This is a genomic window from Aeromonas popoffii (assembly GCF_037818705.1).
GTDB lineage: Bacteria > Pseudomonadota > Gammaproteobacteria > Enterobacterales > Aeromonadaceae > Aeromonas > Aeromonas popoffii.
The window spans coordinates 4,420,078-4,442,436 of the sequence record NZ_CP149129.1; the positions used below are offsets into that span (position 1 = coordinate 4,420,078).

Genomic DNA, 22,359 nt, shown 5'->3' on the forward strand with positions numbered 1-22,359 from the left:
CTACTCCAAATCATTATTCTGACAAGCCGACATAAACGTCATAGAGCTGTCCTTGCCGCTCGACGGTGACGGTCATTTCCGTGGCGCCAGCCACCTGCTGCATTGCCTGCATGGCCTGAGCGTTATCCCGCAAATCGAGGCCATTGATGCTGACCGCCATGTCGTTGGCGACCAGACCGAGTTGATTGAACAGCTCTGGATTGCTGCCCGGATTGAGGCGATAGCCGACCATGCGACCATCCACCCGTACTGGGGAAATATTGAGGTAATCGGTGATCTTGCCGGGGTTGCCCAGCAGTTCGGTGCGCACCGAGGAGAGCTTGTCATCCTGATTGCCCGCCTTGGGCAGTGGCTTGCCGTACTCTTCCCCGTCCAGCATCAGGGTCTCGTCCCGCCCGTCCCGCTCTATGATGACACGATCGGCAAACACCTGACGAATTTTGGCCTGGGTGCCATCGATGAAATCACCGATGCCATAGGAGTTCTGCACACCGTTGTGGGCGATGATGGCGATGGATTTGGCCGGGTCAGAACTCGCCAGCACACCGTTGAGCTGGGCGTTGAGCTGAGTCTTGGGAGCATCGGCGGCGACAGCATCGGCCGCTTGGGCCTGTTGCTTCGCCTTGCCAAACAGCGCCAGCCGGCTGATACCGCTGAGATCGAGTCGGGCCGTGCCCTGGCCCGGACTGGAGACCATGGCCGGTTGCCAGGGTTGGCTGGCTTGCTGGCTGCCGAGATCCAGCAGACGCCAGGTAAGACCGGCACACTGGTGGGCCAGCAACAGCAGCAGAAGCCAGAACAGAGGCTGGCTGAAACGGGAGAGCGGCACGGTTTTGCAACGGGCCAGAAGGGAGCTCAACAAGTCATCCCTGAACGGTAGCGTCATGTTTATCAATATATTCTGGCATCCAAATCGGTTGGCTATTGTGTACGGCAATGGACCCAGAGACAACCGACCGGATGGGATGAAGCTGCGAAAATTGACATTGCGTCACACCATAAGCCCCCCCGTTTCTATCCCGAGGCCTGCCTCTGGTATAATCAGGCTCCCCTTTCAGCCATCCCGGAGTCGATTCATGCCGAATCCCGCAGAAACCACAACCCAGGTCCGCCTCGACAAATGGTTGTGGGCGGCGCGTTTTTACAAAACCCGCAGCCTGGCCCGCGATCAGATTGAAGGGGGCAAGGTGCACTACAACGGCCAGCGCAGCAAGCCGGGCAAGGCCGTCGAAGCCGGTGCCCTCATCCGTGTCTGGCAAGGCCAGGACGAACGGGAGGTGCGGGTGCTGCAAGTGAGCGAACAGCGCAAGTCCGCACCGCTGGCCCAACTGCTCTATGAAGAGACAGCAGCCAGCCTGAAAAAACGGGCCGAAAACAGCGAGGCGCGCCGCTTCAACAGCCAGTTTGCCCCAAGCCCCGAGCGCCGCCCCGACAAGCAAGAGCGACGCCAGCTGATCAAGGTCAAGCAATACTGACTCGCCAACGTGGCCCTTTTATGACGACAGGAGGCGGGATAAGTTCCTAACCAACTGTTTAATAATATTTTTATCTATTTACCTCACCTAAGAACCCAGGAATGCATGATGAGTAACCAAGATCTCCTGTATCGCTATCTGTTTGAAGAGTACGAAGTCCGGGGTGAGCTGGTCCAGCTGGACCATACCTACCGCCACGTAGTGGAAGCCCAGAACTACCCGGTGCAGGTGCAAAAACTCCTGGGTGAGCTGCTGGTTGCCACCAGCCTGCTGACCGCCACCCTCAAGTTTGAAGGCTCCATCACGGTGCAGTTGCAGGGCGATGGCCCGGTGCGCCTCGCCGTCATCAACGGTGACAACAACCAGCAACTGCGCGGTGTGGCCCGTTTTGAGGGCGAGCTGCCAAACGATGGCAAGCTGCAGAGCCTGATCGGTGAAGGCCAGCTGATCATCACCATCACCCCGGAGCAGGGTGAACGCTACCAAGGCATCATAGCGCTGGACGCAGACACCCTGGCTGGCTGCCTGGAGCACTACTTTGCCCAGTCGGAACAGCTGGCCACCAAACTGTGGATCCGTACCGGCTACCACGAAGGCGCACCGCGTGCCGCCGGCATACTGCTGCAGGCACTGCCCGCCCAGAGCGAGGATCACAGCGCAGATTTTGATCACCTGACCCAGCTCACCGCCACCATCAAGGATGCAGAGCTGTTCGGCCTGGAAGCCGAAGAGATCCTCTACCGGCTCTACCATCAGGACAAGGTGCGGGTGTTCGATCCGCAGGCGGTCGAGTTCCGCTGCACCTGCTCCCGCGCACGCTGCGAAGGGGCCCTGTTGCAGATAGAAAAGGAAGAGGTGATGGAGATGGTGCAGGAGCTCGGCAAGATCGACATGCATTGTGATTATTGCGGCGCCCAGTACCAATTCGATGGGATCGACGTCGAAACCCTGTTCAGCAGGGCTCCCGATAATGATGCAAACAAGTTACACTAATTGAAGGCGGGCAAAACCCGCCTTTAACTTAAATAACAAAAAAACACCCTATTTTATAAAGTTTGATGGCGATCGCTAAACCCTACCACCTAAGTGATAGGATAAACGCCAGATAGAACCCTACACACCTCTGACCCCAGGAGAATACAATGACAATCGTGGCAGAACCCACCCTGGCCCAACAATTAGAACTGGACCAGTACGGTATCAAAAACAGCCAAGAAATCGTTCGCAACCCCTCTTACGATCAGCTTTTCGCGGAAGAGACACGTTCTGACCTGGAAGGGTTCGAGCGCGGCGTGGTGACCGAGCTGGGTGCCGTCAACGTCAATACCGGCATCTTCACCGGCCGTTCCCCGAAAGATAAATATATCGTCAAAGACGCCACCACCCAGAATACTGTGTGGTGGTCTGATCAGGGCAAAAACGATAACAAAGCGATTACCCCGGAAGTGTGGTCAGATCTGAAATCCCTGGTGACCACACAACTTTCCGGCAAACGCCTGTTTGTGGTCGATGGCTTCTGCGGCGCCAACCCGGATACCCGCCTGGCCGTGCGTATCATCACAGAGGTGGCCTGGCAGGCTCACTTCGTGAAAAACATGTTCATTCGCCCGAGCGATGAAGAGCTGAAAACCTTCAAACCTGACTTCGTGGTGATGAACGGGGCCAAGTGCACCAACCCGAACTGGAAGGAGCAGGGTCTCAACTCCGAGAACTTCGTCGCCTTCAACATGACCGAGAAGATGCAGCTCATCGGTGGCACCTGGTACGGTGGCGAGATGAAGAAGGGCATGTTCTCCATGATGAACTACTTCCTGCCCCTGCGCGGCATTGCCTCCATGCACTGCTCCGCCAACGTGGGTCAGGACGGCGACGTCGCCGTCTTCTTCGGTCTCTCCGGCACCGGCAAAACCACCCTCTCCACCGATCCCAAGCGTGCGCTTATCGGCGATGACGAGCACGGTTGGGATGACCACGGCGTGTTCAACTTCGAAGGGGGTTGCTACGCCAAGACCATCAAGCTCTCCAAGGAAGCCGAGCCGGACATCTACCACGCCATCCGTCGCGATGCGCTGCTGGAGAACGTGACCGTCGCCGCCGATGGCACCATCGACTTCGATGATGGCTCCAAAACCGAGAACACCCGGGTCTCCTACCCCATCTATCACATCGAGAACATCGTCAAGCCGATCTCCAAGGCGGGTCATGCCAACAAGGTGATCTTCCTGACTGCCGATGCCTTCGGTGTGCTGCCCCCGGTCTCCAAGCTGACCAAGGAGCAGACCAAGTACCACTTCCTGTCCGGCTTCACCGCCAAACTGGCCGGTACCGAGCGTGGCATCACAGAACCGACGCCGACCTTCTCCTCCTGCTTCGGCGCAGCCTTCCTCAGCCTGCACCCGACCAAGTACGGCCAGGAACTGGTGAAACGGATGGAAGCAGCCGGCGCAGAAGCCTATCTGGTCAACACCGGCTGGAACGGCACCGGCAAGCGCATCTCCATCAAGGATACCCGCGCCATCATTGACGCCATCCTGGATGGCTCCATCGAGAAGGCCGAGACCAAGGTGCTGCCGATCTTCAATCTGGAAGTGCCGACCGCGCTGCACGACGTGAACCCGGCAATCCTCGACCCGCGCGACACTTATGCCAATAAGGCCGAGTGGGATGCCAAGGCCCAGGATCTGGCCCAGCGCTTCATCAAGAACTTCGAGCGCTTCACCGATAACGAAGAGGGCAAGCGCCTGATTGCTGCGGGTCCGCAGCTGTAACACCAGCCCCCTTCTCTTACCGACATCCATACCGGTCAGCCCTGCTGACCGGTATTTTTTTAACCAAAGGGCGGCGTTTGATCCCCGCCAAACCTTGCCTTGTGTGCGGTTGCACGTTAGATTCAGCCCAACTTTATACAATATACAATTTCGTAACGATTCCCCTGTGACCCGACCATGACCCCACCCTACAAGACCCGAACCCAGATGGTGATGGAAAACCTCCGTGGCCGGATCCTGCGTGGCGAATTCCCCGCCGGCGCCCCCCTGCGTCAGGATGCCATCGCCAAGGAGCTGGCGGTGAGCCGCATTCCGGTGCGGGAAGCCTTGATGCAGCTGGAGGCCCAGGGGCTGGTGAAGTTCGAGGCCCACCGCGGCGCCGTGGTCACCATGCTGGACACTTCGGCCATCGAGGAGCTCTTTTATTTGCGAGCACTGCTGGAAGCCGATACCCTGTTTCACGCCGTCGACAAGATGACGGAAGCCACCTTCGCGCAAGCGGAGGCGATCCTCGCCCAGTTTGATCAGGCGCTCGAATCAGGCACCCAGATCGAACACTGGGCCGAGTTGAACCACAGCTTTCACGCCACCCTCTATCAGGCAGCCGGTCGCCCCCAGGCACTTGAACTGATCGCCCAGATAAATCTGAGCTGTGACCGCTATGTCCGCTTCGAGTTGCTGTTTGCCAGCGACGGCGTGGACAAGGCGGAGCGTGAACACGCCCAACTGCTGGAGTTGTGCCGCGCCCGGCGCAAGCACGAGGCGGTGGTACTGCTCAAACAACATATCGAAGCGGCAGGCCAGTCGATCAAACGGATCCTGGATAGTGGCCATAAAAACTGAACACTCATATAGCAACCATCTGGCACTAACGACATGAATCATTTCGAGATAATTGAAACCCGCGTGGCCCAAGTCAGAGCCGTGCTGGCCCTGCAGGAGCTGGACGCGTTTATCGTCCCCCACGATGACGAGCACCTGGGCGAGTACATTCCCGCCTACGCCGAGCGTCTGGACTGGATCACCGGTTTCAACGGCTCCGCCGGGCTCGCCATCATCATGTCGCAGCGGGCGGCCCTGTTCATCGACGGTCGTTACACTGTGCAGGCCCGTATGCAGGCACCGGCCGAGCTGTTTGAGTTTCTCCACCTCAATGAAGATCCCCACGTCCAGTGGCTGGCGGATCAGCTGCCGTCCGGCTCCCGGGTCGGCTTCGACGCCCGCCTGCACAGCCTGGCCTGGTATCGACACGCCAAGGCCGTGTTGACCGAGCGTGGTATCGAGCTGGTACGCGTGGAACAGAACCCCATCGATCTGCACTGGAGCGATCGCCCCGTGCCGACCAAGACCCCGGTCATCCTCTACAGCGAAAAGCTGGCCGGCCAGTCGAGCCAGGCCAAGCGTGAACTGCTGGCGGCAGATCTGCGCAAGCGCGGGCTGGATGCTGTGCTGCTGACCCAGGCCGAGCCCATCAACTGGCTGCTCAACCTGCGTGGTCGCGATGTGGCGCGGCTGCCGGTGGTGCTGGGCTTTGCCGTGCTCTACGCCAACACCAGCATGGATTTCTTCGTCGACACCGACAAAATTGACTGCTTCGCCTTCACCCAACACGTTGGCCAAGACGTCTCCGTCTACCCCATCGACAAGCTGGGTGACGTGCTGCAACGCATTGGTGAAGACCAGCAAAAAGTGCTGGCCGACCCCAACACGGCCAACGCCTGGACCCAGCTCATCATGGAAGAGGCTGGCGCCATCCTGGTGGCCGGCCAGGATCCGACCATGCTGCCGAAGGCGTGCAAGAACGAGGTCGAGCTGACCGGCATGTGCGCCGCCCATCTGCGCGATGGCGTCGCCGTCACCCGCTTTCTTGCCTGGCTGGATCGGCTGATCGCCTCCGGCGAGTTCGAGGGGGTGGATGAAGGCACCCTGGCCGATCAGGTGGAAGCATTCCGCCGTGAGCAGGAGCACTATGTCGAGCCGAGTTTCGATACCATTTCCGCTCTTGGCCCCAACGCCGCCATGTGCCACTACCGTCACACCAACGGCACCCCGCGCCCCTTCGGTCAGGACAGCCTCTATCTGCTGGATTCCGGCGCGCAATATATGGATGGCACCACCGACATCACCCGTACTATCAAGGTGGGTAAGGTGAGTGACGAGCAGAAAGCGATGTTTACCCGGGTACTGCAGGGCCATATCGCGCTGGATCAGGCCCGCTTCCCACGCGGCACCGCCGGCATCCAGCTCGACGTACTGGCCCGCATGCCGCTGTGGCAAGCCGGTTACAACTATGACCACGGCACCGGTCACGGGGTCGGCCACTTCCTGAGCGTGCATGAAGGCCCCCAGCGCATCGCCCCCAAGGGCAGCCTGGTGGCCCTGCAGCCGGGCATGGTGCTCTCTAACGAGCCGGGTTACTACCGCGAAGATGCGTTCGGCATCCGCTGCGAAAACCTGGTGGTGGTGACCGAGCAGGAACAGGTCGGCGAGCTGCCCATGCTGGGCTTCGAACGGCTGACTTATGTGCCGTTCGATACTCGCCTCATCGACCGCAGTCTGCTGAGCCCGGCAGAGTTCCGCTGGATCAACGAATACCATGTCGAGGTGTTCCGCCGCCTGAGCCCACTGCTTGAGGGCGAGGATCTCGCCTGGCTGGAGCAGGCAACCAGCCTCATCTGATGACACAGGGCCTGCGGGCCCTGTTTTTTCTCCCCCCTTTTGACCTGTATCAACACCCCAAACGAGCAGGTCAGGAGAATGGCGGCCATGAAAAGTCATCATGCCAGCCCAGCCCGGGGCTCACACGCCGCAGTCAGCAAACAGGCGAGTGACCACCCCAGACTCATGCGCGAGCAGCAGACGGTCAGCGCCATGATCCGCCTCTACTGCGACCACCATCATCAGGATCCCGCCTGCCGGCACTGCCAGCAGTTGCAAGCATTCGCCCACCAGCGCCTGCGGCGCTGCCGCTATGGTCACGGCCACAAACCCACCTGTGCCAACTGCAACATCCACTGCTATGCCCCGGCCATGCGCAAACAGATACAACTGATCATGAAGTGGAGCGGCCTGCGCATGCTGTGGCATCACCCCTGGCTCGCCCTGCACCACCTGCTGGACAGCCGTCGCAAGGCCCCCAGATTGCCCAGCAATCGGCCCCTGCCACCCTGAATCGGGCAGCTGCGGCGCCGGCCCCATCACCAGACCAGCTTGCATCAGTCCGGCTGGCCCACTAACCTGTGCTCCTTTTTTGACTGCCGCACGGCAGCACGCATGCAATGACAGGAGCCCGGATGCATCAGCCCCCCATTTTGAGAGTGGCTCGCCACACCGACATGCACGCCATCTGGCAGATCGATGTCGACGTCTTCGGGGAGGATACCTACCCCGGCTTCTTTTTCCGTCAGGCCATGGATCTGTGGCCCGAGCTGCTGCTGGTCGCCGAACTGGATGGCAGGCTGCTGGGCTATGCCCTGGGCGGGCTGGGACAGAATCGGTCGCAAGGCTGGCTGCTCTCACTGGCTGTGTTGCCCGAGGCGCGCGGCTTCGGCCTCGCCGAGCGCATGATGCTAAAGGTGGAGCAGGCGCTGACAGACTTGCGGGTCGAACACGTCAGGCTGACAGTGGATCCCGCCAATCCGGCCCAACGCCTCTACTTTCGACTTGGTTATCAAAAACTTGCCGAGGAGCGCGACTATTTTGGCCCGGATGAAGCTCGCCTGCTGCTGGAAAAACGGCTTGGCTGACCCGGCCGCTGACAACGTCTCTCCCCCCGAGTCTGATAATTGGTTACACTTTGCGGGTGTCATGCTCAATCCGCTTAGCGTAAAGTTAAACTCACTAACCGAATTAACCAGATCAGATGCCAGCCCAGGAGGCCCCTCATGTTGAAACGAACGACTCTTATTGCCCTGTTGGCCGCAACGACCGTCACTGGCTGCGCCAATAGCAATGTTTTCTCTGGCGACGTCTACACGAGGGATCGCGCCAAACAGGTGCAGACTGTCAGCTTCGGCACCATCACCTCCACCCGTCCCGTCACGATACAAGCCCAAGATGAGTCTGTTTTGGGGACCATAGGTGGTGGCGTAGTCGGTGGCCTGCTAGGCAGCACCATAGGTGGTGGCTCCGGCCGTAACCTTGCCACTGCCGGCGGTGCCATTGGCGGCGCGGCGGCAGGCAACGCCATCGGCAACAGGTTGAATCAGGTCGACGGCGTCGAGCTCGAGATCAAAAGAGATACCGGCGAAATCATCGTAGTGGTACAAAAAGCCAGCCCCACCTTCACTACCGGCGCACGGGTTCGTATGACCCAGAGCAACGGCAGGGTCAACGTGGCTGTGGTGAACTAAACACACGCCACCAGCTGCCCACGAAAAAGCCCTCGCACTGCGAGGGCTTTTTTTATCGCCGGTTTCAGTCAGGTATTACTGACGGATCAGCCGGAAGATGGCGTAGCCGGGGTGCTGGGCATCGTCCATCGGCAGGGTGGACTTGTACTCCAGATCCGCGCCGGCCAGCTGCTTGGCCTCTTCGCGGGGGGAGGAGTAGAGCCGCACGTCCACGTTGGCCGGCAGAGCCTTCATGTGCCAGTTGTTGTTGGCCGCAGGGCTGAAACCACCCGGGTTGTCAGCAGACTGGGCCTTCAGGTACTGGGCAATGATCTCCCGTGTCTCGGAGGGATCTTCATGCACTATGTTGCTGCCGTCGACACCCGGGAAGTGGCCACCACCGCTGGCACGGTAGTTGTTGGTCACCACGTAGAACTTCTGGGCCGGATCCATGGGCTGGCCGTTGAAGGTGAGCGCGCTGATGCGCTGACCATCGCTGACCTTGAGCCCTTCCTTGCTGTAACGGGCCGGCTGGGTGATATCCACCTCGTAGTTCACCCCATCGATCACGTCGAAGTTGTAGGTGGGGAACTTTTCGTTCACCAGCCACTGCACCTCTGTCTTGCCGGTGTCGATCTGGTTGAACTGACCGGCGCTCATCTCCAGCCACTCCTTGACGGTGGCACCATTCACCTCGACCACCTGCAAAGTATTCGGATAGATGTAGAGGTCAGATACGTTGCGCAGGGAGATGTCACCCTGGGCCACATAGGTGAAGTCGTTGATGCCGTTGCGACCGCCACGGAAGGGCGCCGCCACCGACAGGATCGGGTAGGGCTCCTTGAGCAGACCGTCCTGTTGCAGCTGCTCGGCGTAGCGACGCTGGGCATCGCTCACCAATTGCACCGACGGGTCGTCCTGCACCAGAGCGAAGAAGCTGTGGATGGAGGAGGTGATCTTGCCAAGCGGCTCATCCAGCCATTGGTTGGTGGCGTCGTGATCCGCCTGCACCAGATCCACAACCCGCTGATCCACGGCGCTGCCTTCGCTGGAGTCAATCTTGCGCAGGCTGGCCTGGCTCTGTTTCACCTGCCACTTGCCGCCCACCTGCTCCAGAGTGAGGTCTATGATACCGAGGTGATTGCCCCAGTAGCCAGGCATCACGGTCGGTACACCGCGCAGGGTGCCGGCCTGGTTGTCCACCTCCGGCAGATCCGGGAAATCGCCCGGGAAGTTCTTGTGGGCATGACCCAGCATCAGGGCATCCACCCCTTGCACCTTGGCCAGATGCCAGGCGGAGTTCTCCATCATGGCCTCGTAGCTGCTGGCGTTGATGCCGGTATGCGCCACCACTACCACAATGTCAGCGCCCTTGGCGCGCAGCTCGGGCACATAGTGATTGGCGGTCTCGACCATGTCGGCCACCACCACCTTGCCCTCCAGATGACGCTTGTCCCACTGCAGCACCTGCGGCGGGGTCAGTCCCAGTATGCCCACCTTGACGGTCTGCAACTGGCCCTTGTCATCCTTCACCTTGCGCTCAAGCAGCAGATAAGGCTTGAACTTGTTGCCGCTCCAGTCTATTTGCCCCTTGGCATCGCGTTTGAAGGCACCCGCCTCGAACACGTTGGCGTTCACATAGGGGAACTTGGCGCCCTGCAGTGTCTTGGCGAGGTAATCCAGCCCGTAGTTGAACTCGTGGTTACCCAGGTTGCCGGCGTCATAGCCCATCTCGTTCATTGCCTTGAACACCGGATGGGCCTGCTTGTCGAGGTAGCCGGCACCGGATTGCTCGAAGATGTAATCCGCCAGCGGCGTGCCCTGGATCAGGTCACCATTGTCGAGCAGCAGGTTGTTGGGGTTTTCGGCGCGGGCCGCGCGGATCAGCAGCGCGGTGCGGGAGAAGCCAAACTTGCGATCCTCCTTGTTCTGGTAGTAGTCGAACCCCAGCACGTTGGAGTGAATATCGGAGGTCTGGATCAGACGCAGGGCAACCGTTCCCGGTTGCGCCTTGCTGTCGTTTTCGTTGCTACAGGCAGACAACAGCACTATGGCTGCAATAGCACCCAGCTTCATGGTTTTATTCACTGTTTTGTTCCTTTTATTATGAGTGTCGCTTTACCAGCGGCAGGAATTTAACAGACGAATATGTCAGGGCATGAAGCTGGGATTAATTTTTATGAGGTACGACACAAAAAAAGCCTTATGAGGTCAGCAAAGTTCCGCTAACCAGTTGCAACGCCAACCCCAGCATGATGAAACCAACAATAGTATCAATAGCTTGCTGGACCCTGCCGCGGGCAAGCCAGGGCGAGAGCGCAGCCGCGCCAAATGCCAGGCTGTAGAACCAGACTAGGGAGGCCAACATGGCCCCGGCTGCAAAGGCCGGTCGCAACTCCTCGGCAAACTGACTGCCGAAGGAGCCGAGCAGCATCAGGGTATCCAGATAGACGTGAGGATTGAGCAGCGTCACCCCGAGCGTCATGGCCAGCACGCTCTTTAACCCCATCAACCGGGGCGAGTCCGCCAGTGCAGCCCCCTGCCCCCGCCAGGCACTGCGCAGGGAGCGAATGCCGAACCAGCCGAGAAACAGCACGCCACCCCAGGTCAGCAGTGCCAGACCCAGGGGGCTGGCCGCCAGCAGATTGGCCCCACCGAAGACCCCAATTCCGATCAGGATGAGATCGCACAGACAGCAGAGCGTCGCCGCCAACAGATGGTGGTTACGGTGGATGCCCCGGCTCAACACGAAGGCGTTCTGGGCACCGATGGGAATGATCATGGCAAGGCCGAGAGTGAAGCCTTGCAGGATAGTTGCAAACATGAATGAACCGTCCAAAAGAGAGGTTGGACGGCACTATAAGGGGCAACGAAGCGTTCAGAGAAATTCATTAATCTGCTGACTGATTCATTTCTCTAATCAAGCGAAATCCTGAGGGCAGGAATGACCCCCATCCGGCACCAACTGTCAATTGCATGATCTGACAATTGTGAGCCTGTCGCTCTGCCCCGAAAATCAGCAGGTTTTATTGCATCAGCTTGGGGAAGTTGGTGACAAGGACCTGCTCCAGATTGGGCAGCAAAATGCCACTGCTCACCCCCTTGGCGATGGCCTGGTAGCGATTCATCGACCCCGTTTTACGGGTGACCTGATTGAGGTGGTAGTTCACGGTACGTTCCGTGATCCCCAGGATGCAGGCAATTTCACCCGACGTTTTCCCTTCACTGGCCCAGAACAGGCATTCGGTCTCCCGGTCAGTCAGGGCCTCCTGAGGGTCATCTTCCCGCAGACTGACCCGCACAATCCGGATCGCCGCCTCGAAGATGTAGTTGGACATCCAGGAGAGGATGGGCGAGGAGTCCAGCAGCAGATCGCTCGACGCCTGCTCGGCGGTAATAAACGACAGTATGCCGTTTTCCCCCGCCGCACCGTGCAGCGGAAACGAAATGCCGTTGCGCAGTCCGAACTCCGCCGCCAGCCCCATCACATCCAAACTGCCCTCTTGCAGAAAACGCGCCCGTCCTTCCAGCCGGTTCCAATAAATGGGCAAGGTCTGCTTGCGAGCCAACTGGATGATGGGATCACAAGCCAACATATGGTTAGCCGTATAGGCCTGCACCCAGGAATCGGGGCACTGATTGAACAGCACCACCTTGGGCCTTTGCATCGACATGGGAATGATCAGCGCGAACCGGTAGTAGTCATAGCCCATACCGAGCGTGAACCGACCGATCAACTCGGCCAAACGATCCCCGTCCGTTACCAAAGTGAAATGTTCGAGGTACTCAAGCAGTTGGTCTTGTTTCATATGCTAGCCCCCCTGGCCAGGGCCTCGATTATAGCGCCGAACACTAAAATGGAGACACCTGAATGCTTGTTTTCAAAGGAAAATTAAAAGAACACCCCAGATGGGAGGTAGAAAACGAGCTTTATCGCTTCCGTAATCGCGTCTTCTCCGATCGCCTCGGCTGGGATGTGGAGTCCCACCGTGGCCTGGAGCAGGACAGCTTCGATACCCCGGACACCCATTGGGTGCTGATCGAGGACGAAGAAGGCCTGTGTGGCTGCATCCGGCTGCTCAGTTGCGCCCAGGATTACATGCTGCCCAGCATATTCCCCAGCGCCCTCGCCGGTGAGGCACCACCGCGCAGCAACGACGTGTGGGAGCTGACCCGCCTTGCCATCGACGCCAACCGGGCGCCGCGCATGGGCTGCGGGGTGAGCGAGCTGACCTGTATTATCTTCCGCGAGGTCTATGCCTTCGCCAAGGCGAAGGGGATCAGGGAACTGGTCGCCGTGGTCAGCCTACCGGTGGAGCGCATCTTCCGCCGTCTCGGCCTGCCCATAGAGCGACTCGGCCACCGTCAGGCGGTGGATCTGGGCGCGGTGCGCGGGGTCGGTATACGCTTTCACCTGGATGAGCGCTTCGCCCGTGCTGTCGGCCAGCCCATGCAGGGCGAGTATGCCGATGCCCGCGAGCTGGTCACTGAGTGATAATCACCATAAAAAAATCCCGGGGTAAGGCCCGGGATTAAAAGTGCTCGCTATGGCCCGTTTCCACCCCATGCAAAAACGGACGAAAAGGAGTATCCACTGAATATCTTTTGACCACCACTGTCACATCTCACAGTGACAAACCTGCTTCACCCCGCACACCACGCCAGCCGGGCTTGTCGGCGATATGGCCAGCGCAGCGTTGTCCTGCCGCTGCCACTCCAGTAGCATCCCTTCTAAATACCTTTACGGATAAGGAATACTGATGAAGGCGTTGGACTACAAGCTGCTGCTGGCGCTGGATGCCGTGATGCAGGAACAGAACTTCGAGCGGGCCGCCCAGCGTCTGCATATCACCCAGTCCGCCATCTCCCAGCGCATCAAGCAGCTGGAGCAGCAATTCGCCGAGCCGCTGCTCATTCGCAGCCAGCCACTGCAGGCGACCCCCCTTGGCCAGAAGCTGCTGGCCCACTACCGCCAGGTGCGTCAGCTGGAACTGGAGCTGGCCGGCGAGATCGATCCTGACGAACCACAGGCCCCGATCCGGGTCAGCATAGCGGTCAACGCCGACAGCCTGGCGACCTGGTTCCTGCCCGCCCTGGCCCCCTTGCTGGAACAGCACCCCATCGAACTGAACCTGCTAGTGGATGACGAGTGCCGCACCCTGGACCGGGTGCGTGAGGGGCAGGCCTTCGGCGCTGTCAGCCTGCACGGCCAGCCACTGGCGGGCTGCTGCGTCGACGAGCTAGGCGAGATGCGCTACCTGCTCACCGCCAGCCCTGCCTTCGTCGCCCGCCATTTTCCCAATGGCATGACCCAGGCAGCGCTGGCCAAGGCGCCGGCAGTGGCCTTCGATCAGCGCGACGACATGCATGTGAGCTTCATGGCGCGCCACTTCGGGCTGGAACCCGGCGGCTACCCTTGCCACACGGTGCGCTCGTCGGAGGCCTTCGTCGCCATGGCCGAGCAGGGGCTCGCCTACTGCCTCATCCCCGAACTGCAGATCCGCCAGCAGCTGGCCCAGGGGAACCTGCTCGATCTCAGCCCTCAGCATCAGCTCGTCGAGCGCCTCTACTGGCACCGCTGGGTGCTGGAGCGCGGGCTGCACAAACAGATCTCCCAGCGCCTGATCGATCAGGGGCGCCACGCACTGTACAGGGGTTGACGGGGCCATTCACCTTGGCTTTGGAGGGGTAAAAACGTATAGTGCTGGGCGTTTCTTCATCAGGTCTCCACTCAGGTTCCTCACTTATGTTCCAAGACAATCCGCTGCTGGCCCAGCTCAAGCAACAAATCCGCGAAAACATCCCCAAGAAAGAGGGTGTGATCCGCGCCTCGGACCGGGGCTTCGGCTTTCTGGAAGTCGATGAGAAGACCAGCTATTTCGTACCGCCTCCCTACATGAAGAAGGTGATGCACGGTGACCGGGTGAGCGCCCTGATCCGTACCGAAAAAGAGAAGGAAGTGGCCGAGCCGGATGCCCTGCTGGAGCAGGCGGTGACCCGCTTCGTCGGTCGCGTGAAGATGTTCCGCGATCGCCTCAACGTGGTGCCGGACCATCCGCTGATCAAGGATGCCATCAAGGCCCGCGCCAAGAAGGGTCTGGATGAGAAGTCCTTCCAGGAAGGGGACTGGGTGGTTGCGACCCTCAAGCGTCACGCCCTGAGTGATGGCAACTTCTCCGCCGAGATCAGCCACAAAATCGCCGATCAGGAAGACCACAACGTGCCCTGGTGGGTAGTGCTGGCGCGCCACAACCTGGCCCAGATTGAACCGGCCGATCTGCCCGAGTGGAATGTCATCGAGGAGGAAGAGCTGCCGCGCACCGACCTGACTGCGGTCCCCTTCTTCACCATCGACGGCGCCAAAACCAAGGACATGGATGACGCCCTGGCCATCCGCAAGCTGGACAACGGCTGGGAACTGCTGGTCGCCATCGCCGATCCGACCGCCTATGTGGCCGAAGGCAGCGAGCTGGACAAGGAAGCCGCCCAGCGCGCGTTTACCGTCTACATGCCGGGCCGCAACGTGCCCATGATACCGCGCACCCTCTCCGACGAGCTCTGCTCCCTGAAAGAGGGTGAGGAGCGCAACACCCTGTGCGCCCGCCTGCTGATCGCCGAAGATGGCCTGCTGCTGGAAGAGACCGAATTCTTCGCCGCCCGTATCATCTCCCATGCCCGTCTCAACTATGACGAGGTCTCCGATTGGGCCGAGCATGGCAAGGAGCTGACCATAGACGCAGGCGTCATGGCCCAGCTGCCGCTGATGAAAGCCATGACAGAGGCGCGCATCGCATGGCGCACCGAGCATGCGCTGGTGTTCCCGGACAGACCCGACTACGACTTCGAGCTGGGTGAGAACGGCGCCGTGCTGGCCATCCACGTGGAGCCGCGCCGCATCGCCAACCGCATGATCGAAGAGTCGATGATCGCCGCCAACATCTGCGCCGGTCGCGTGCTGGGCAAAAGTGTCGGCTACGGCATCTTCAACGTCCACACAGGATTCGATGAAGAGTCCCTCGACGGCGCCATCGACCTGCTGAAAAGCGCCGACGCCCCGTTCGAACGCGACGAGATCGCCAGCCTGTCGGGCTTCTGCGCCCTGCGCCGCTGGATCGACAACCTGGATACCCGCTGGCTGGATGGCAAGATCCGCCGCTTCCAGAGCTATGCGCTGATGTCCGCCGAGCCGGGTGCCCACTACGGCCTGGGTCTGGATGCCTACGCCACCTGGACCTCCCCGATCCGCAAATACGGCGACATGGTCAACCATCGCCTGCTCAAGGCCGTCATCGCCGGCAAGACCCCGGGCGAGCGCCCGAGCCAGGAACTGACCGATCACCTGACCGCCTGTCGCCGCCTGCACCGCATGGTGGAGCGCGACATCGGTGACTGGCTCTATGTCCGTTACCTCAAGGCCGATGCCGGCACCGACAAGGTGTTCAACGCCGAGATCATCGACGTGATGCGTGCCGGTCTCAAGCTGCGACTGCAGGAGAACGGAGCCGTGGTCTTCATGCCTGCTCGCCATATCCTCGACAACAAGGATCGCCTGGAGTGCAACTGGGACAACGGCCGCGTCTATCTGGACAAGACCGAGGTGGTCTATGAGCTGGGCCAGATCATCGAGGTCAAGCTGAGTGAAGCGGTGGAAGAGACTCGCTCCCTCATCGCCAAACCGGCGGTCGAGCTGGTGCCGGGCCCGGCACCGGAAGCACCGGTGGCCGAGAGCGCTGAGACCCCTGCCGAGACCGCTCCCAAGGCGGACTAAACCCGGCGTCAACCACTGGATATCCATAAGCCCGCAACTCTGCGGGCTTTTTTATACGTATAGACAGGCTCGGCATGAGTGTGCCGGAGACGCTGCTCTGGCGGCGCTGCTGTTTGTCAATCTGTTGCGTCAACGCTTCGATCGGGGCCTGCTGGAGGGGGTAATGTGACTGAAGAAGCGGAGTGGGAAACTGAAAGTGGGTTACAAAACAATTGATTCATTTGCCATTAACAGTATAAGGCGAAGGATTCATCGTCCTGCCCCTCTCATTGGAGGTCACTTTAATTGCCCCATTTGAATACAAATGATGTGTTTGTGACAGACATCACACTGACTACGGGATTGCGCAAGCCAAATAAGGTGATGTTAATCACATTAAATGTGTGTTATCAGCAGGAAAGATCGATATGTAGCCAAACTACAACACCTGTATGTGATCAGGGTCACTATCAAGGGAGGGGGGTAGCCTGGATATTTGAGAGGTGTGTCACAAGGCACCCCGTTTTCAACCTAATGTGATCACAAGCTGGTAGATTGAAGTTGCTTAGACGACTGGGATGAAGGTTCGGCAAAACCCGTCATCCCGACTACCACTTTTAATCAAACAGGCTTAAAACGGGGTCCCGACATGTTATCACCGGATACCAAAGTCAAGATACAGAATTTTGGACGCTTCCTGTCCAATATGGTCATGCCCAACATAGGCGCTTTCATCGCCTGGGGCTTCATTACCGCCCTCTTCATCCCCACCGGCTGGCTGCCAAGCGACACCTTGGCCAAGCTGGTCGGCCCCATGATCACCTACCTGCTGCCGCTGCTGATTGGCTACACCGGCGGCAAACTGATGGGCGGTGAGCGCGGCGGCGTGGTCGGTGCCATCACCACCATGGGCGTCATCGTGGGGACAGACATCCCCATGTTCATGGGCGCCATGATGGTCGGCCCGCTCGGTGGCTGGGCCATCAAGCGCTTCGACAAAGTGATGGAAGGGCGCGTCAAGAGCGGCTTCGAGATGCTGGTCAACAACTTCTCCGCTGGCCTCATCGGCATGCTGCTGGCGATCCTCGCCTTCTTCGTGATCGGCCCCTTCGTCAAGGTGCTCTCCGGCGTGCTGGCCGGTGGCGTCGGCTTCCTGGTGGAAAACCACATGCTGCCGCTCACCTCCATCTTCGTCGAACCGGCCAAGATCCTGTTCCTCAACAACGCCATCAACCACGGTATCTTCTCGCCACTGGGGATCCAGCAGGCGACCGAGCACGGCAGCTCCATCTTCTTCCTGATTGAAGCGAACCCGGGCCCGGGCATGGGCGTGCTGCTGGCCTACATGGTGTTCGGCCGTGGCGCCGCCAAGCAGTCCGCGGCTGGCGCCTCCATCATTCACTTCTTCGGCGGCATTCACGAGATCTACTTCCCCTATGTGCTGATGAACCCGCGCCTCATTCTGGCGGTGATCGCCGGTGGCATGACCGGGGTCTTCACCCTGACCCTGTTCAACGCCGGTCTGGTCTCCCCTGCCTCACCGGGTTCCATCTTCGCCGTGCTGTTGATGACGCCGAAAGCCTCCCTGATCGGGGTCGCGCTCTCCATCATCAGCTCGACCCTGGTCTCCTTCCTGGTCGCCGCCGTGTTCGTTCGTGCCCAGCAGCCGGAAGCGGACGAGGCCGATGCGCTGGGTGAAGCCACTCGCAAGATGAAAGCCATGAAGGGCGGCAAGCCCGAGACCGCAGCGGCCAAGAAGCAGGGCGGTGAACTGATGGCGGTGCGCAATATCGTGGTTGCCTGCGATGCGGGCATGGGTTCCAGCGCCATGGGTGCCGGCATGCTACGCAAGCGGGTGCAGGCCGCCGGGCTCGACATCAGCGTCACCAACCGCGCCATCGATCAGCTCGACGATCAGGTGGACTGGGTCATCACCCACAAGGATCTGACCGAGCGGGCCCGTCGCCATGCGCCGAACGCCCACCATATCTCGCTCACCAACTTCCTCGACAACGGCCTCTATCAGGAGCTGGTACAGAGCCTGACCCGGGCCGCCAACGATGACGTCGCCACCCCGCAGCTGCTGGTGGCGGCCAACGACGACAGCTACGCGCCGCAGGCCAGCGAGGTGTTCACCCTGAGCCGTCAGGACGTGCATCTGGGACTGAAAGCGGACAACAAGGAGGCCGCCATCCGGACTGCCGGCAAGCTGCTGGCGGAGCGGGGCTACGTGGCACCCGATTATGTCAACGCCATGCTGGAGCGCGAGCAGCTGGTCTCCACCTACCTCGGCGAATCTATCGCCGTGCCCCATGGCACCATCGCCGCCAAGAAGTTCGTCAAGCGTACCGGCATCGTCATCTGCCAGTATCCGGCCGGCGTCGCCTTTGGTGAAGCGCCGGACGAGGTGGCGCGACTGGTGATCGGCATCGCCGCGTGCAACGACGAACACATTCAGGTGATAACCCGACTGACCAATGCACTGGATGAACCCGGTCTCATCGACCGGCTGGCCAGCACCACGGATCCCCAGGAGTTTCTGGATCTGCTGGGTGCCGAGCATGCGGCGTAATCGTCCTTCATCGTCTTTGGTTAAAGAGGTTAATATTATGAAAACATTGCATTTTGGTGCTGGTAACATAGGTCGTGGCTTCATCGGAAAACTGCTGGCGGATGCCAGCCATCAAGTCACCTTCGCCGACGTCAACGAGACCCTGATCGATCAGCTCAACCACCGTCAGGAGTACAAGGTGCACGTGGTGGGGGCGGATCAGAAACTGGACGTGGTGCGCAACGTGGCGGCGGTCAGCTCCGCCGGTCACGAGGTGATCGCCCGCATCATCACCGCCGATCTGGTCACCACCGCGGTCGGCCCCAATATTCTGGACAAGATTGCCAACACCCTGGCCAAGGGGCTGCAAGCCCGCTTCGATGCCGGCAACCTGACCCCGCTGAACGTCATCGCCTGCGAGAACATGGTGCGCGGCACCACGCATCTCAAGCAGGAGGTACTCAAGCACCTGCCTGTCGCGTATCATGCCACGCTCGAATCCTGCGTCGGCTTTGTCGACTCGGCGGTAGATCGCATCGTACCGCCCGCCGCGGCTGCCAACGATGATCCGCTGGAAGTGACGGTGGAGAGCTTCAGCGAGTGGATCGTCGATCAGACCCAGTTCAAGGGGGAGCTGCCGCAGGTGGCGGGCATGGAGCCCACCGACAACCTGATGGCCTTCGTCGAGCGCAAGCTGTTCACCCTCAACACCGGCCACATCGTCACCGCCTATCTCGGCAAGTTGCGGGGCTATCGCACTATCCGCGAGGCGATCGAGGATCCGCTGATCCGCAGCAAGGTGCGCCGTGCCATGGAGGAGAGCGGGGCCGTACTGGTGAAACGCTACGGCTTCGATCCCGGCCTGCATGCCGCCTACATAGAGAAGATCCTGGCCCGTTTCGCCAACCCCTATCTGGTGGACGAAATTGACCGGGTCGGCCGTCAACCGCTGCGCAAACTGGCGGCGGGAGACAGGCTGGTGAAGCCGCTGCTCGGCACGCTGGAGTACGGCCTGCCGAGCGAGCAGTTGCAGGAGGGGATCGCTGCGGCGCTGCACTATCGCAATGCCGATGACCCGCAGGCGGTGGAGTTGCAACACCTGTTGGCGGAGCTTGGCCCGGCCAAAGCGCTGGCCCACGTCACCGGCCTGGATGAAGAGAGCGAGGTGGTTCGCGCCATTGTCGCCCGTTACGAAACCTTGTAATGACCCTGCTTGCGGCGCATTCAGCCAGCCCTGATAGCGTGCCAAGCGCTTGAATGGCAAGGGGATGAGCCCCATACGATAAAAACCGGGAGAGAGGCACTCTCTCTCCTTTGTCAGCTGGACCCTATACACCTATGACCACACACCAGGAAGATGAAGTACTGGAACGACTGAACGAGCAGGATGGCCCCCGCGGCTTCTTTCTCGAAGCCGTGACCATCCTGGAAGAAGCGGTCGATTCCCTGATGCGACGCGCGTTCCGTCAGGAGGAGTATGCCGTCAAATACGCCATCGAACCCTTGCTCAACCAGAGCGGCCCTCTCGGCCAGCTGGAGGTGCGCCTCAAGCTCATCTTCGCCCTCGGCCTCATCTCCCTCGAGCGCTATCAGGATCTGGAGGCTTATCTCAAGATCCGCGACTTTCTGGTGCGCGACCCCAAAGATTACCGCTTCAGCGACAAGCCGATCCGCGACCTGCTCGACCGTCTGCACGGCGTCAATCAGGGTGGCATGATGAAACTGGAGCCCCCGGCCAGTGAAGAGGATTGGGCCTTCTACCAGATGCAGCTCAACCGGCTCGATCAGGTGGTGCGCTCGGCGCTGGTGCTGGCAGTGGCCGACTGTGTCACCGATCTCCACAAAGAGAGCCCCATCTAATCCGGCTCAATCTCATGACCGCCCAGCTGGCGGTCTTTTTCTTCGCCTACCTTGCCACAGCGCCTTGCCCCGCCCCGTCGTGAATGTCACTCTGATCCATCACCACCTCGTCTGTACGTAGCGCACCGCGGACACCACAGACAGAGGGCCACCTCACCCGGAGGAATCGAATGTGATGAGTGACCAGAGCACCAACCCTCTGATAGCCCCTCTGCTAGCCCTGCTGCAACAGGCGGCGAGCAGCTACAAGGTGCACGAGCTGATGTCCGCCCTGCGCCAGCAGGGGGCCATTCCGGTGCTGGCCGACGATGAGCAGTTACAGCTGTTTCGGGTCAACTTCCTGATCATGAACGCCCTCTACCAGCTGCAAGCCGAACTCTGGCAAGAGGGGTGGTGGCTGGTGATCAGCACCCTGGATATCCGGCTCGAACCGCTGACGAATGTCCCGGATGCCAGCCACACCTTTGCCATTGGCGAAAATTTGCGCAGCTACTATCTCGACTGGCAGGTGTTCTGGCAGACCGACCGAGCAGAGGTGGAAGCACTGCTTACCCGCTTCTGGCGTCGTTATGATGGCGCGGGACACAGGGTGGAGGCACTGGCCCTGTTCGAGCTGACCGCCAATGCCAGCCAGGAGACAATCCGCCGCCGTTGGCGCGAGTTGGCGCTGCAGCACCACCCGGATCGCGGTGGCGATGCCGAGACCTTCATCCGCATTCGCTGGGCTTGGGAGTGCCTGAACACGGCCAAATGATCCGGGCCGCCACCTGCCCCAGCCACTAGACTTGAAGAGACGCTATGAGTCACAGGAGGACGTCATGACAGTCAGCGAACTTCGCCTGCTCTACCAGCAGCAAGCCTTCAAGGAAGCCGAGATCCTGCAGGATGCCATACTGCCGGGCTGGATAGTGGAGTTCAGGGGCCAGGATGGCAGGTTGTACGAGATGACAGACACCCTGGGTTGCCCCCGCTATTTCGGCTCGGTCGAAGAGGCACGCCAGCACGTACATCTGGTGGCGGATTGCCCGATCCAGGTCGAGCATCTCTATCGCTTCTTCGAACGCTGAGCGACATTCAAAACAAAAAAAGCTCCGTAAGGAGCTTTTTTTCATTCCGGTTGCAGCGGTTCTGACCCCTTGCCATCCAGCCGCCTGACCGGTTTTTGCAGGATCAGGTTGGCCGGATAGGTGACAAGATCGCCATTGTCATCGCGCACCTGCAGGTAGAACAGGCCAATCTCGGTGATGATACCGGTGACTGAATCGTCCTTGTCGAGGATGCGGATCCGGTCGCCAATTTTGTAGGGGAAGGCGAAAAAGATGGTGATGCTGGCGGTGATGTTGGAGAGGATCGACCACTGCGCCACCATGGCAACCCCGAGCACGGCGAAGAAGGAGGAGGCGAGCACCACCAGCCGGGAGAAGTCGAGCCCCCACACCCCGGCCAGGATCAGCAGGGTGGCGCAGCCGAGCAGGAAGTGGAACACATGGGCCACGTAGAGCACCCGGTTCTCGCTCACCTGCCTGCTCTGGCCGAGCGCCAGCAGGCTCTTGTGGATCAGCCGCCGGATCTGGGTGTGGCCCAGCAACAGCAGCAGGGTCACACCAAAAGATTGCCATATGGTCAT

The 22,359-nt window shown here is 60.1% G+C and carries 21 protein-coding genes; 16 read left to right on the forward strand and 5 right to left on the reverse strand.

The window, feature by feature from the left end; all coding sequences use genetic code 11:
- Positions 1-13: 13 nt before the first annotated feature.
- Positions 14-862: a GspC family type II secretion system variant ExeC gene (gene exeC, locus WJM78_RS20500; RefSeq protein ID WP_275929774.1), complete on the reverse strand. Its 849-nt coding sequence runs from the start codon at positions 860-862 to the stop codon at positions 14-16.
- A 214-nt stretch (positions 863-1,076) separates the two neighbouring features.
- Here exeC and hslR point away from each other — a divergent pair, with 214 nt between their 5' ends.
- From hslR to WJM78_RS20540, 8 genes are all read left to right on the forward strand, one after another.
- Positions 1,077-1,475 carry a ribosome-associated heat shock protein Hsp15 gene (gene hslR, locus WJM78_RS20505; protein WP_042038685.1) on the forward strand — a complete coding sequence of 133 codons (399 nt, stop codon included), beginning with the start codon at positions 1,077-1,079 and terminating at the stop codon, positions 1,473-1,475.
- Positions 1,476-1,583: 108 nt separating this feature from the next.
- Positions 1,584-2,468 carry an Hsp33 family molecular chaperone HslO gene (hslO, locus tag WJM78_RS20510; protein ID WP_042038683.1) on the forward strand — a complete coding sequence of 295 codons (885 nt, stop codon included), beginning with the start codon at positions 1,584-1,586 and terminating at the stop codon, positions 2,466-2,468.
- Between the two features lie 149 nt (positions 2,469-2,617).
- Complete coding sequence (gene pckA, locus WJM78_RS20515) at positions 2,618-4,243, forward strand: phosphoenolpyruvate carboxykinase (ATP) (protein ID WP_042038682.1); 1,626 nt, start codon at positions 2,618-2,620, stop codon at positions 4,241-4,243.
- A gap of 177 nt (positions 4,244-4,420) precedes the next feature.
- Complete coding sequence (locus tag WJM78_RS20520; protein WP_042038681.1) at positions 4,421-5,086, forward strand: GntR family transcriptional regulator; 666 nt, start codon at positions 4,421-4,423, stop codon at positions 5,084-5,086.
- Positions 5,087-5,119: 33 nt separating this feature from the next.
- Complete coding sequence (locus WJM78_RS20525; protein ID WP_339011529.1) at positions 5,120-6,922, forward strand: aminopeptidase P family protein; 1,803 nt, start codon at positions 5,120-5,122, stop codon at positions 6,920-6,922.
- An 87-nt stretch (positions 6,923-7,009) separates the two neighbouring features.
- Positions 7,010-7,414: a nitrous oxide-stimulated promoter family protein gene (locus tag WJM78_RS20530; protein ID WP_042038921.1), complete on the forward strand. Its 405-nt coding sequence runs from the start codon at positions 7,010-7,012 to the stop codon at positions 7,412-7,414.
- Between the two features lie 122 nt (positions 7,415-7,536).
- Complete coding sequence (locus WJM78_RS20535; protein WP_042038679.1) at positions 7,537-7,989, forward strand: GNAT family N-acetyltransferase; 453 nt, start codon at positions 7,537-7,539, stop codon at positions 7,987-7,989.
- Between the two features lie 138 nt (positions 7,990-8,127).
- Positions 8,128-8,595 carry a glycine zipper 2TM domain-containing protein gene (locus tag WJM78_RS20540; RefSeq protein WP_212514204.1) on the forward strand — a complete coding sequence of 156 codons (468 nt, stop codon included), beginning with the start codon at positions 8,128-8,130 and terminating at the stop codon, positions 8,593-8,595.
- A gap of 75 nt (positions 8,596-8,670) precedes the next feature.
- Here the strand turns inward: WJM78_RS20540 and WJM78_RS20545 are convergent, their stop codons facing one another.
- The 3 genes from WJM78_RS20545 to WJM78_RS20555 all read right to left on the reverse strand — a co-directional run bounded on the left by WJM78_RS20545 (position 8,671) and on the right by WJM78_RS20555 (position 12,383).
- Positions 8,671-10,650 (reverse strand): bifunctional 2',3'-cyclic-nucleotide 2'-phosphodiesterase/3'-nucleotidase, encoded by a 1,980-nt coding sequence (locus WJM78_RS20545; protein ID WP_339015952.1) that lies wholly within the window; start codon positions 10,648-10,650, stop codon positions 8,671-8,673.
- A 127-nt stretch (positions 10,651-10,777) separates the two neighbouring features.
- Complete coding sequence (lysE, locus tag WJM78_RS20550; protein WP_042038676.1) at positions 10,778-11,398, reverse strand: L-lysine exporter; 621 nt, start codon at positions 11,396-11,398, stop codon at positions 10,778-10,780.
- 202 nt (positions 11,399-11,600) lie between these two features.
- On the reverse strand, positions 11,601-12,383 hold the full coding sequence (locus WJM78_RS20555) for a LuxR family transcriptional regulator (RefSeq protein WP_042038675.1): 783 nt from the start codon (positions 12,381-12,383) through the stop codon (positions 11,601-11,603).
- Positions 12,384-12,445: 62 nt separating this feature from the next.
- Between WJM78_RS20555 and WJM78_RS20560 the strand changes: the two genes are divergently transcribed.
- From WJM78_RS20560 to WJM78_RS20595, 8 genes are all read left to right on the forward strand, one after another.
- Complete coding sequence (locus tag WJM78_RS20560) at positions 12,446-13,069, forward strand: acyl-homoserine-lactone synthase (protein WP_339011538.1); 624 nt, start codon at positions 12,446-12,448, stop codon at positions 13,067-13,069.
- A 265-nt stretch (positions 13,070-13,334) separates the two neighbouring features.
- On the forward strand, positions 13,335-14,234 hold the full coding sequence (locus WJM78_RS20565) for a LysR family transcriptional regulator ArgP (RefSeq protein ID WP_212514201.1): 900 nt from the start codon (positions 13,335-13,337) through the stop codon (positions 14,232-14,234).
- 86 nt (positions 14,235-14,320) lie between these two features.
- A complete protein-coding gene (locus WJM78_RS20570) occupies positions 14,321-16,342 on the forward strand; it encodes an exoribonuclease II (protein WP_339011543.1) in 2,022 nt (673 codons plus the stop codon).
- Positions 16,343-16,970: 628 nt separating this feature from the next.
- Positions 16,971-18,893 (forward strand): PTS mannitol transporter subunit IICBA, encoded by a 1,923-nt coding sequence (locus WJM78_RS20575; protein WP_339011546.1) that lies wholly within the window; start codon positions 16,971-16,973, stop codon positions 18,891-18,893.
- A 37-nt stretch (positions 18,894-18,930) separates the two neighbouring features.
- Positions 18,931-20,076 carry a mannitol-1-phosphate 5-dehydrogenase gene (locus tag WJM78_RS20580; RefSeq protein ID WP_339011548.1) on the forward strand — a complete coding sequence of 382 codons (1,146 nt, stop codon included), beginning with the start codon at positions 18,931-18,933 and terminating at the stop codon, positions 20,074-20,076.
- Positions 20,077-20,210: 134 nt separating this feature from the next.
- Positions 20,211-20,732, forward strand: a complete 522-nt coding sequence (locus WJM78_RS20585) for an MltR family transcriptional regulator (protein WP_042038666.1) — start codon at positions 20,211-20,213, stop codon at positions 20,730-20,732.
- 175 nt (positions 20,733-20,907) lie between these two features.
- Complete coding sequence (locus WJM78_RS20590) at positions 20,908-21,486, forward strand: DNA-J related domain-containing protein (RefSeq protein ID WP_339011551.1); 579 nt, start codon at positions 20,908-20,910, stop codon at positions 21,484-21,486.
- A gap of 64 nt (positions 21,487-21,550) precedes the next feature.
- Positions 21,551-21,799, forward strand: coding sequence for a hypothetical protein (locus WJM78_RS20595; RefSeq protein WP_212514197.1), 249 nt, complete (start codon positions 21,551-21,553; stop codon positions 21,797-21,799).
- Between the two features lie 41 nt (positions 21,800-21,840).
- Here WJM78_RS20595 and WJM78_RS20600 read toward each other — a convergent pair whose 3' ends face one another.
- Positions 21,841-22,359, reverse strand: a complete 519-nt coding sequence (locus WJM78_RS20600) for a mechanosensitive ion channel domain-containing protein (protein ID WP_339011554.1) — start codon at positions 22,357-22,359, stop codon at positions 21,841-21,843.